Source organism: Methanospirillum hungatei (assembly GCF_020216685.1).
Lineage (GTDB): Archaea > Halobacteriota > Methanomicrobia > Methanomicrobiales > Methanospirillaceae > Methanospirillum > Methanospirillum hungatei_B.
Window position 1 is genome coordinate 1 of sequence record NZ_JAIWNS010000002.1, and the last position, 10,000, is coordinate 10,000.

The following is a 10,000-nucleotide window of genomic DNA, read 5'->3' on the forward strand; positions in this document are numbered from 1 at the left end:
TGGTGAAGGGGTTGATATCTGTGCATTTATCAGAGAGCATGAACGTCCGGTCAAGATTCTCTTCACCGGGGTAAATGGCACAGGGAAGACCACCTCTATCGCAAAAGTCACCAGATTTTTACAGAAAAACGGATTTTCTGTTGTTCTTGGTGCCGGAGATACCTTCCGGGCCGGTGCCATAGAACAGATCGATGTTCATGGTGAGCGGCTTGGAGTAAAGGTCATTCAGCACCAGGAGGGATCAGACCCGACCGCTGTCCTCTTTGATACGGTGGAATATGCCCGGGCACATAAGATTGATGTGGTCCTTGGAGATACCGCCGGACGGTTCCATAACCGGGCAAACCTGATGAACCAGCTGGCAAAGATACGCAGAGTCATAAATCCTGACCTCATCGTGTATGTTGATGAGGCGGTTGCCGGAAATGATGCCGTCATCCGTGCTGAAGAGTTTGCAAAGTCAGTCGGGATGGATGCCATCATGCTCACCAAGGTCGATATGGATCCAAAAGGAGGGGCTGCAATATCTGTTGCATATGCCGTTGGAAAACCGCTCCTCTTTATCGGGACCGGACAGGGATATGATGATGTTATGGCCTTTAACCCCCGTCTTGTTGTTGCCGATCTGCTGGGTGATGCATAATGCTTGACAACCTGGGATCGAACCTGAAGGATGCCCTGCGAAAACTTGCCGGCAAGACCGTCATTGACCGGGCTGCAGTGGAAGAACTGGTAAAAGACCTGCAGCGGGCGCTGCTTCAGGCGGATGTGAACGTCAAGCAGGTGATGCAGCTCTCACAGACCATCAAAAAACGGGCCCTTGATGAGCAGCCACCAAAAGGTGTGACGGCGCGGGAGCATGTTCTCCGGATCGTTTATGAGGAACTGGTCGCCCTTGTCGGTCAGAAGGTTGAGGTCACCCTTGGAAAGCAGATCATCCTGATGGCCGGTCTGCAGGGTTCAGGAAAGACCACAACGACCGCAAAATTAGCCAGGTTTTTTAAGCGAAAGGGGATGCGGGTTGCGGTCATCTGTGCTGATACCTTCCGTCCGGGTGCCTACACTCAGATAAAAACCCTCTGTGACAAGGTTCATGTTCCCTGCTTTGGTGATCCATCTGAACATGATGCCAGGAAGATCGTCAGGGAAGGCCTTGCCCAGCTGAAGGAAGAGGTCATCATTGTTGATACCCAGGGTCGTCATGCCCTTGAGGATGATCTTATCACCGAGATTATTGACCTCAACGAGATTACGAAGGCAACACACCGGTGGCTGGTTCTGGATGCTGCACTTGGTCAGCAGGCACGCGAACAGGCCAGGAGGTTTCATGAGGCGGTCTCCATTGACGGTGTCATCATCACCAAGATGGACGGTACCGCAAAGGGAGGTGGTGCCATGTCGGCAGTTGCCGAGACCGGATCCGGGATCGTCTTTATCGGTCAGGGAGAGACCATCGAGGATCTTGAATGGTTTGATCCGAACAGCTACATCTCACGACTTCTTGGTATGGGCGATCTCAAGGCCCTTGCCGAGCGGGTCCAGGAGTCGATCGATGAGCAGGACATCGATGTCAATGCCATGCTCTCCGGCAAGTTCACACTCCGGGATATGTACCGCCAGCTTGAGGCGGTCAATAAGATGGGGCCGTTAAAACAGGTCCTTTCCATGCTGCCACTCGGCGGGATGGATCTCCCCACCGAAGCGCTTGATGTGACCGCTTCAAAGATGGGTAAGTACCGGGTTATCATGGACTCGATGACCGCGACTGAACTGGATGATCCGACCGTCCTGAATGGATCACGTATTCAGCGGATAGCACAGGGTGCTGGTGCCCAGCTTGAAGAAGTCCGCGAGTTGATCAAATACTATAAGATGATGAAGCGGACATTCAAGGGCCTGAAGGGAGGAGAAAAGGGTATGCAGCGACTGATGAAGAAGTTTGGGAAAATGGGCTGATGACATCCTTTACCGTCATCGGCCATACCGCATGTACAGATGCATCGTTCCCGCTTGATGATCTTCCCGGGAAAGGGGGAAGAATGGACCTCCTCTGCCGGGCCGTTGCATCCTCCCTTTTTTTGTCTCATGGCATCCGTGAGGATACCATCTGTGATATCATGCTTCTTGGTCAGCCGCATCCTGGTCGGATCATCCGGTTTGATGGATCAGCACTCAGAAGCCTCTCTCCTGATGAACGGAATATCGCGTCGTCAATCAAGAGAGCATTAGCGATCCCTGCCGGAAAAACCTTCCGCAAAGCAGGACCAGGTCTTCTGACAAGGAAAGGAACACTGGCAGACCAGCTTTCAGAGAAACACTATGCCGTTCTTGATGAGTCCGGGACTGATATCAGAAAGGTGCCCACTGAAGAACTGCCTGATGCATTTCTCCTCTCAGACAACCGGAACTTTTCAGACGATGAGATTGAACTTACCAGGGATATCCCTAAATATTCTCTCGGGCCGGCAATTGTGCATGCAGACCATGCGATTGTTCTTATCCTCAATGAAATCGATCGAAGGAGATCAGGATGGATCTGACTGAATTATACCAGAAAGTAACAGAATATGGAGATATTTGTGACCACTGTCTTGGTCGGATGGTCGCAAAACGATCCTTTGGCCTCTCAAATGATCAGAGAGGGAAAGGCATCCGGATTGCAGCTGCACTGACGTTGAACCAGCCATATCAGGAACAGAAGGAACCCTGCTGGATTTGTGGAGACTTTTTTACGTCCACGAATACATGGGCTGACCGGGTCATTGACGCATTTTCAGGAATTGAAGGAAAGACATTTGTCATCGGATCAAAGGTTCCTCCCCTCATGAGTGAGTCTGAAGAGATGGTGTGGAGTGATCTCGTCCTCTCTGATCCTGAACCGCTCAAATCTGAGATAAACCGTGAGGTGGGAAAACGTGTTGCAGCAAAATCCTCCCTGGTCGGTGATACGAAGAACCCGGATCTGACTGCAGTCCTTAATATCAGCAATGGCACCATTGAGGTACAGATTCGTCCGCTCTTTCTCTATGGAAGATATTTTAAGTATGAGCGGGGGATTCCCCAGACTCACTGGGCATGCAGAGCCTGTAAGGGCGCCGGGTGTGAAGCCTGTGACGGGACCGGAAAACAGTACCGGGACTCGGTGGAAGAACTCATCGGTGCACCTCTGCTCCCCATTTTCAAGGCAGAACGGGTGTTTCTTCACGGCGCAGGACGAGAAGACATCGACGCGATAATGGTCGGGTCAGGAAGGCCGTTTATCCTGGAGATTGTGAACCCCCGGATCAGGGATGCCGATCCGAAAGCCCTCGAAGATGCCATTAATACGTATAATGAAGGCAGGGTAGGAGTTACCGACATCAGATGGAGTGCCAGATCAGAGGTGGAAACCTTAAAGAGTCACAAGGGGCATAAAAAATACAGGATTCTGGTCGATATAGACGGTTCCGTCCCGGATACCGCCCTTCAATCAGCCGTACAGCAACTATCGGGGGCTTTAATTCGTCAGCGCACGCCAACACGGGTAGCCCATCGGAGAGCAGATAAAGTACGTGAACGGGGCGTTCTCGATATCAGATATACAGGAAAAGAGGGAAAGGACTTCGTACTTGAGGTCACCGGTGAAGCCGGCCTGTATATTAAAGAGCTGATATCCGGTGACCAGGGACGGACGACGCCTAGTCTGACAGAGGTCCTGAACACTCCTGCACGTGTTGTACAGCTCGATGTCATTCACGTGGAAGGAATAGATCAGGTGAAATCTCATGGCACTTCATAACGGCCCACGAAAAAAGACTCGGTATAAATTCAAGAAAGATCTCAGATCACGTGGTGTTCTTCCGGTAACCCGGGTCATCCAGCAGTTTGAACTCGGACAGAAGGTTCATATCGTTTGTGAACCGAGCATTCAGAAAGGAATGCCCCACCGCAGATTCCATGGCAAGACCGGCTCAGTTGTCGGTCAGCGGGGCCGTGCCTGGCTGGTTGAGATCCGTGACGGTAACAAATTCAAAACGGTCATCTCACGCCCCCAGCACCTCCGTGCACAGCAGTTCTAAAGGAAATAGAGGAAGATTGGCATGAAGATAAAAGGAATCCTGCAGGAAAAAGCAATTACTCTCCCCGAATTGAAAGAAGAGCTCCTGAATGTGGAAGCTGCACGACTTGAAAAGGGCAAAGAGATGTCATATGAGCTTCGGCGCAGTATTGAACATGCCAATCAGATCTCAAAAACATCTGCAGAGAAATCCAAGGAACTCGTGCAGGCACTGCTGCAGCTGGATAAGGTAAAACCTGACGTGGCATACCGCATTGCAAATGTCATGCCACGGACACGGGATGAAGTGCGGGCAGTATTTGGCAGGGATAAATTTTCTCACACCCCCGAAGAACTCGATGCAATCATTGATCTGGTGATTTCTCACTTCAGATAGGCTGATACCCATGAAAGAGGAAAAAAAAGAGATCAATGCAGTAGTTCTGGATATCCTTCCCAAAGGATACCCTGATGATCCCCGGCCGATGTACAAAAGGGAACCGGTTGTTCAGGCAGTCGGCGTAGAACAGTTCAAACTTCTTGAACTGATCCCAAAAAGTCTGACACTTGACATCGGTGAACTGGTATACATCGGGGGTGGAGAGCGGCCCAAGATTGAACGGGTGAAGCGTCGGCTCAGGTACGATGAACTGACCCACAGTGCAGTCCAGGAACTCTCTTTTGCAATTGAACGGATAGTAAAGGATCGGGAGAGAGACTTTGTCGACTTTTACAACCGTGCAATTCCGATCACTCCGAAACTGCATATGCTCCACCTGCTCCCCGGTATCGGGAAGAAACTGATGTGGGAGATCATCGAAGAGCGCGAGAAGAAACAGTTTGATAGCTTTGCAGATATATCTCAGAGAATCAAAACCATCCCGCACCCTGATCGGATGATCCTGAACAGGATACTGGAAGAGATTCAGGATCCGAACGTAAAATATCATCTCTTTACGTCACGATGAGAGCATACCGGGACCAGCATTTTCTGACTGATCCCCGGATTGTTGCCCGGATAGCAGATCTCCTGGACATCTTTGGCCGGATCGTTCTTGAGATAGGTCCGGGCGAGGGCATCCTGACAGAGGCCCTTCTAAAACGGGGTGCCAGAGTCATTTCTGTTGAACTTGACAGCATCCTTATCGAACGTTTAGAAGAGCGGTTTGCATCTGAAATTGCAGACGGATCTCTTACACTCCTCCGGGGGGATGCCGTGAAGGTGCCCCTCCCGCCATTTGAGATCGTTATGGCAAACCTTCCGTATTCCATATCTTCTCCCATAACCTTCCGGCTGCTGGACATCGGTTTTGAAGCTGCAATACTTATGTATCAGAAAGAGTTTGCAGACCGGATGATGGCCCATCCGGGAACCCGTGACTGTGGGAGACTTTCTATTATGCTCCAGACCTATGCAAGGGCGAACCGGTGCTTTGATCTTCCACCCGGAGCTTTCTCTCCACCACCTGCCGTCAAATCTACGGTCATGTGGATTGAACCAAGGGAACCATTATTCCCGATTCATGACCGAAAGATCTATGAAGACCTCATCCGCGAGCTCTTCACCAGGCGGAGAAAGACGGTACAGTCCACCCTGAAAGCACTTGCAGGGAGATTTGGAAAAGAGAAGATTGATTCGGTCATCAGGGATCTTAACCCGGAAATTCTCTCATCACGACCGGAGGCACTCTACCTTGAAGATTTTGCCACCATCTCCAATGAGCTCAGTTCCTGATGAGGGGCAGATATACCCGCCCAGAGAAGATACCTTTTTTCTGCTCAGGCTGGCTCAGGCGGAGATAACACCTGATGATATCGTCCTTGAAGTGGGGACCGGGAGCGGATATGTTGCCTCATCTATTCAGGACTGTCGGATGGTCGTTGCAACCGACATAAACCCTCATGCCGTGCTGTCTGCTTATGCAAGAGGAATCCAGGTTGTAAGAACTGACTTTATCGCCGGTCTTCGCCGGATTTTTTCTCTTATCCTCTTTAATCCACCATACATACCAACGAGACCAGATGAACGATGCGATGACTGGCTTGAGTATGCCCTGGACGGAGGGCCGGACGGGAGAGGGCCACTTACCCGGTTTCTTCATCTGGTTCCTGATGTTCTGATACCCGGTGGACGGGTTTTGATTATAATCTCCTCACTCCAGCATTTTGAAAAATGCGAGGAGATCTTTAAAAAAACCGGCTTTTCTTATACTATCGCCGGTCATGAGATCCTTGAAGATGGCGAGGAACTGAGGATATACCGGCTGAAAAAAGGGTGAGTCGATTATTGCATATTGGTGTACCGATGCATAATCTCTTCAATAGAACAGTGTTTCATCTCAATCAGGGCACTGATAACAGAATCTGCAAATATCATGGCAGTAGTCTCAAACAGGGTTCCGAGGGGGGTGCAGGCAGCTGATATTGACCGGTGTTCACCACGAAGCTGCCGGAGGTCAAAATGATCAGGACCGACATGGCAACTCTCTTCTTCGGTATCCAAAAGAACCACGCAATCCGCAATCTCTGCCATTGGTGAGACCCTGGAACCGGTGATCAGACAGATCTGACCGCCTATCTGACGGGTGGTCTCACATGCCTCCATGACCGATTTTGTCTTTCCTGAACCTGAAAATGCAATGAGGGTATCATTCTTGTGAAATGAAGGAGTGACTGTCTCTCCTACCACATAGGAGGTCAGACCCAGATGCATCAGGCGCATGGCAAAGGATTTTGCAACAAACCCTGACCGGCCAGCACCGATGACAAATATCCGGTCTGCCGACATCAGTGCAGATATGAAACAATCAACCTGATCCTGCCTGAGCGTCTCGGCAATCTCACCGATGCGGGAGATCATCATGGACATAATATCCCGGAGGGGGATACATGGTTCTGCTGGGGTTGGTGAAGACATGAAATATGCTGTATTTTCGTTTGTTTTGGTAGTTCATCTTCCTTTGCTTAATGCCTGAAATATCTGATTCCGGTAAAGACCATCGCCATCTTCCTCCGGTTTGCCTCAGCAATGACTTCGTTGTCCCGGATTGATCCCCCAGGCTGGATAAGGGCGGTTGCCCCTGCCTCGGCGGCGACCTCAAGGGTATCAGAAAATGGGAGGAATGCATCTGATGCAACAACAGAGCCTTTCAGGGGGAACTGCGCCTTCGAGATGGCTATCTTTGCACTATCAACCCGGCTCATCTGTCCGGCACCAATGCCAAGGGCTCTGTTTTTATCTGCAAAGACGATGGCGTTACTTTTCACATGTTTACAGACCTTCATCGCAAGCATCATGGCCGCCTCTTCATCAGCGGTCGGGTCCCGGTCTGTTACCACCTGCCATTCCTCTCTCTGAACAGGTGTCACCTGTACAAGAGCACCACCGTCAATGGTTCTTACCGCTGGATTTCCTGCAGGATCGGTGAGATGAAGAAGGCGGAGGTTTTCCTTGGTCTTCAGTATCTCCCTTGCCTCGTCAGAGAAAGATGGGGCAACAAGCACTTCTATAAAGATCGAGGCAATCTCTCTGGCCAGGTCTGGAGTAACCTCCCGGTTGACCGCTACAATGCCACCATATGCGGAGACCGGGTCCACATCCCTGGCTGCAAGGTATACATCGCGGATGGTCTCTCCGGTCGCAACCCCACAGGGATTATTGTGTTTCACAATAACTGCTGCACATTCATCAAATTCACGGAGAAGCCCGACGGCCGCATCGACGTCAAGGTAATTATTGTATGACATGGCTTTCCCCTGAAGCGGAAGGCTCCCACCAATCCCGCTCTCCCCATAGACTGCAGCAACCTGGTGAGGGTTTTCACCATACCGCAGCATCCGGCCATTTCTGAACTGGACCGAATATACAGAAGGCAACTCTCCTTCAAGACCATACAGATAGTTGCTGATGGCTCCGTCATAGGCTGCCATACGGGCAAAGACTTTCCTGGCATAGGCAAGTCGCTCTTCCCTGGTGAATGGCTTTTTGGATGATACGGCATTCATAAGTGCTGGATAATCTGCAGGATCAATCACGACAAGAACGTCCTGAAAATTTTTTGCTGCAGCCCGTATCATCGCCGGCCCGCCGATATCGATGAATTCGATCAGTTCATCCAGGGGAAGAGACTGTTTTGTCATCTCTTCAAAGGGATAGAGATTGACCACTACGAGATCTATCGGGCCGATATTATGCTCTTTCATTACGGCATCGTCAGTACCTCTCCGGCCGAGAATCCCTCCATGAATTTTCGGGTGTAATGTCTTGACCCGGCCATCCATCATCTCCGGAAATCCGGTATATTCTGATACTTCGATGATGGGGATGCCTGCGGTAGTGAGAACTTTTGCGGTTCCCCCCGAGCTCAAAAGTTCAATCCCGGCCTGGTGCAAAGTCCGGGCAAGGTCGATGATACCGTCCTTGTTCCAGACTGAAAGGAGTGCACGCTTCATGTAGTACTACGTGGGTCATCAGCTATAATGAGGATACTGGACATCCTGTCTGACGACCAGAGCCGGATGAAAATCAAAAAAATTGGGATATTTGTATTATCTTCTTTTTCCAGCCACCGCCATCATCACTGCCAGAAGAGACAGAAGGCAGACTACAACGCCGAGCGGTTGTTTTTGTGCTGATGGTTTTTCTTTGGGCGGAGAGGGAAGCGGGGGTTTTGTCGGTTTTGCGGTCACATCGATAGAGGACTGAGTGATAATTGGAGTAATATCAAGGGTCAGTTCAGGAACCGGCGTTTCTGTCGGAGTGGGAGTGGGTGTCAGGGTGGGAGTCCTGGTCTTTGTGCCTGAACTATCTGATTCTTCCTTTTCTGATGACTTTGACTTTTTATCAGAAGTGTCCTTTTGTGATTCCTTCTCCTTTTCTGGTTTTATCTTACTTAACACAAAGGTCGTTTTCAGACTGGTTGTCACGCCGTCCCCTGAGTTCTTCTCGGCGATATCATTTGCCAGAATGGTGGCCCACGCAGTATATTCCCCTTCAGGATACTTTTCATCATCCTTGGTTTCCCAGACTGCCCCGGTGTCAAAGGGACTATAGTAGACGAATATTTTCTCTAGATTATATGTCCCGGTTGGTGACTGAAGCGTCGTGAATGTCGTCTCATTCGGACCGGTCAGATTGATCCTGACTGGAACTCCTGCAGAACCTGGCCGCTCCTGTAACAGATACATATTGGATGATATCTTAAATGAAACAAGATTCCCTTTTTTGATCCATTCCGGCTCGTGATCAATCCCCTGCTCTACCACATCAAGCTGAATCCAGGGATCTTCAACCTTGAACACGGGTTTTTTACTGATGAGCCCGTACCAGGTTCCGGTTTTACCGGAAAAGAATGCAGGATCCACAAAAAAATGCCTGGTATCCATTACTTTCGCACGGGAGTCTGGTGTTCCCTCAGGGGAGCCTGAACTCCAGAATGCGATCTCATCCCCTGCCCTGACATTACAATCTGATATATCAAGGTCATTTTCTCCGACAAATACCGTCCCTTCCTTTGGAATTTTTGAATCCAGTGCATATGCCCCGGTCCCGAAGAGGAGAAGAGAGAGTATGAGTATCAGGAAAAATCTGGACAAATCCATAATAAAGTATCATTTTCGCTTTTTTTAGATATTTGCGTGCTGAAGGACTTAGGTAAGGCGAGAGCATCATATTCCATGAAGGAAGAGTACTATCACGCAGTTCGCTCTTGTTATTCTGGGTCTTGTCTTTGTCCTGATTGCAATCCGTCAGGTCGGCCGGTTTTCCTTCTCAATCTGGCAGGTGATGCTGGCCGGGGCAGTTCTGACCCTTGTTACCGGACAGATATCACCGTATGATGCAGTCCTTGCCATCAACCCCGGGGTCATGCTCTTTTTGTTTGGTATGTTCATCGTTGGTGAGGGGGTAAAAAACAGCGGGCTTTTGGAACAGTGTATCTCGTGGATCTGCCGGCATGCATCATC

The 10,000-nt window shown here is 50.1% G+C and carries 13 protein-coding genes; 10 read left to right on the plus strand and 3 right to left on the minus strand.

What is annotated here, in order from left to right; genetic code table 11:
• The 9 genes from ftsY to LDL35_RS00140 form a co-directional block, all read left to right on the plus strand.
• Positions 1 to 643, plus strand: a 643-nt coding sequence (gene ftsY, locus LDL35_RS00100; protein ID WP_304018273.1) for a signal recognition particle-docking protein FtsY, incomplete at its 5' end; no start/stop codon positions are given.
• Positions 643 to 1,956 carry a signal recognition particle protein Srp54 gene (locus LDL35_RS00105; RefSeq protein ID WP_304018275.1) on the plus strand — a complete coding sequence of 438 codons (1,314 nt, stop codon included), beginning with the start codon at positions 643 to 645 and terminating at the stop codon, positions 1,954 to 1,956. The genes ftsY and LDL35_RS00105, both read left to right, overlap by 1 nt.
• Positions 1,956 to 2,540 (plus strand): tRNA (pseudouridine(54)-N(1))-methyltransferase TrmY, encoded by a 585-nt coding sequence (gene trmY / locus LDL35_RS00110; RefSeq protein WP_304018276.1) that lies wholly within the window; start codon positions 1,956 to 1,958, stop codon positions 2,538 to 2,540. Before LDL35_RS00105 ends, trmY begins: the two co-directional genes overlap by 1 nt.
• Positions 2,531 to 3,778 carry a tRNA pseudouridine(54/55) synthase Pus10 gene (locus LDL35_RS00115; protein ID WP_304018278.1) on the plus strand — a complete coding sequence of 416 codons (1,248 nt, stop codon included), beginning with the start codon at positions 2,531 to 2,533 and terminating at the stop codon, positions 3,776 to 3,778. The genes trmY and LDL35_RS00115 overlap by 10 nt, the downstream gene beginning before the upstream one ends.
• Positions 3,765 to 4,058 carry a 50S ribosomal protein L21e gene (locus LDL35_RS00120; RefSeq protein ID WP_011449964.1) on the plus strand — a complete coding sequence of 98 codons (294 nt, stop codon included), beginning with the start codon at positions 3,765 to 3,767 and terminating at the stop codon, positions 4,056 to 4,058. Before LDL35_RS00115 ends, LDL35_RS00120 begins: the two co-directional genes overlap by 14 nt.
• 21 nt (positions 4,059 to 4,079) lie before the next feature.
• Positions 4,080 to 4,433, plus strand: coding sequence for an RNA polymerase Rpb4 family protein (locus LDL35_RS00125; protein WP_011449965.1), 354 nt, complete (start codon positions 4,080 to 4,082; stop codon positions 4,431 to 4,433).
• A 10-nt stretch (positions 4,434 to 4,443) separates the two neighbouring features.
• Positions 4,444 to 5,004: a DUF655 domain-containing protein gene (locus LDL35_RS00130; protein ID WP_304018282.1), complete on the plus strand. Its 561-nt coding sequence runs from the start codon at positions 4,444 to 4,446 to the stop codon at positions 5,002 to 5,004.
• Complete coding sequence (rsmA, locus tag LDL35_RS00135) at positions 5,001 to 5,771, plus strand: 16S rRNA (adenine(1518)-N(6)/adenine(1519)-N(6))-dimethyltransferase RsmA (protein WP_304018284.1); 771 nt, start codon at positions 5,001 to 5,003, stop codon at positions 5,769 to 5,771. The genes LDL35_RS00130 and rsmA overlap by 4 nt, the downstream gene beginning before the upstream one ends.
• Entirely contained in the window at positions 5,755 to 6,315 is a 561-nt protein-coding gene (locus LDL35_RS00140; protein ID WP_304018286.1) for a HemK2/MTQ2 family protein methyltransferase, read from the plus strand. Before rsmA ends, LDL35_RS00140 begins: the two co-directional genes overlap by 17 nt.
• 5 nt (positions 6,316 to 6,320) lie before the next feature.
• Here LDL35_RS00140 and hxlB read toward each other — a convergent pair whose 3' ends face one another.
• From hxlB to LDL35_RS00155, 3 genes are all read right to left on the minus strand, one after another.
• The gene (gene hxlB, locus LDL35_RS00145; RefSeq protein ID WP_304018287.1) at positions 6,321 to 6,953 is read right to left on the minus strand and encodes a 6-phospho-3-hexuloisomerase; all 633 of its coding nucleotides are present in this window, start codon (positions 6,951 to 6,953) and stop codon (positions 6,321 to 6,323) included.
• 47 nt (positions 6,954 to 7,000) lie between these two features.
• A complete protein-coding gene (gene purH, locus LDL35_RS00150; protein WP_304018289.1) occupies positions 7,001 to 8,488 on the minus strand; it encodes a bifunctional phosphoribosylaminoimidazolecarboxamide formyltransferase/IMP cyclohydrolase in 1,488 nt (495 codons plus the stop codon).
• 96 nt (positions 8,489 to 8,584) lie between these two features.
• Positions 8,585 to 9,637: a DUF3821 domain-containing protein gene (locus LDL35_RS00155; protein ID WP_304018290.1), complete on the minus strand. Its 1,053-nt coding sequence runs from the start codon at positions 9,635 to 9,637 to the stop codon at positions 8,585 to 8,587.
• A 142-nt stretch (positions 9,638 to 9,779) separates the two neighbouring features.
• On the opposite strand from LDL35_RS00155, the gene LDL35_RS15250 reads away from it, so the two are divergent.
• A partial coding sequence (locus LDL35_RS15250; RefSeq protein ID WP_369694870.1) for an SLC13 family permease occupies positions 9,780 to 10,000 on the plus strand: 221 nt, incomplete at its 3' end.

Bases quoted from the DNA above. Each gene is read 5' to 3' on its own strand.
- LDL35_RS00105 (WP_304018275.1), top strand. From the start codon at position 643: ATGCTTGACAACCTGGGATCGAACCTGAAGGATGCCCTGCGAAAACTT.
- trmY (WP_304018276.1), top strand. From the start codon at position 1,956: ATGACATCCTTTACCGTCATCGGCCATACCGCATGTACAGATGCATCG.
- LDL35_RS00115 (WP_304018278.1), top strand. From the start codon at position 2,531: ATGGATCTGACTGAATTATACCAGAAAGTAACAGAATATGGAGATATT.
- LDL35_RS00120 (WP_011449964.1), top strand. From the start codon at position 3,765: ATGGCACTTCATAACGGCCCACGAAAAAAGACTCGGTATAAATTCAAG.
- LDL35_RS00125 (WP_011449965.1), top strand. From the start codon at position 4,080: ATGAAGATAAAAGGAATCCTGCAGGAAAAAGCAATTACTCTCCCCGAA.
- LDL35_RS00130 (WP_304018282.1), top strand. From the start codon at position 4,444: ATGAAAGAGGAAAAAAAAGAGATCAATGCAGTAGTTCTGGATATCCTT.
- rsmA (WP_304018284.1), top strand. From the start codon at position 5,001: ATGAGAGCATACCGGGACCAGCATTTTCTGACTGATCCCCGGATTGTT.
- LDL35_RS00140 (WP_304018286.1), top strand. From the start codon at position 5,755: ATGAGCTCAGTTCCTGATGAGGGGCAGATATACCCGCCCAGAGAAGAT.
- hxlB (WP_304018287.1), bottom strand. From the start codon at position 6,953: ATGTCTTCACCAACCCCAGCAGAACCATGTATCCCCCTCCGGGATATT.
- purH (WP_304018289.1), bottom strand. From the start codon at position 8,488: ATGAAGCGTGCACTCCTTTCAGTCTGGAACAAGGACGGTATCATCGAC.
- LDL35_RS00155 (WP_304018290.1), bottom strand. From the start codon at position 9,637: ATGGATTTGTCCAGATTTTTCCTGATACTCATACTCTCTCTTCTCCTC.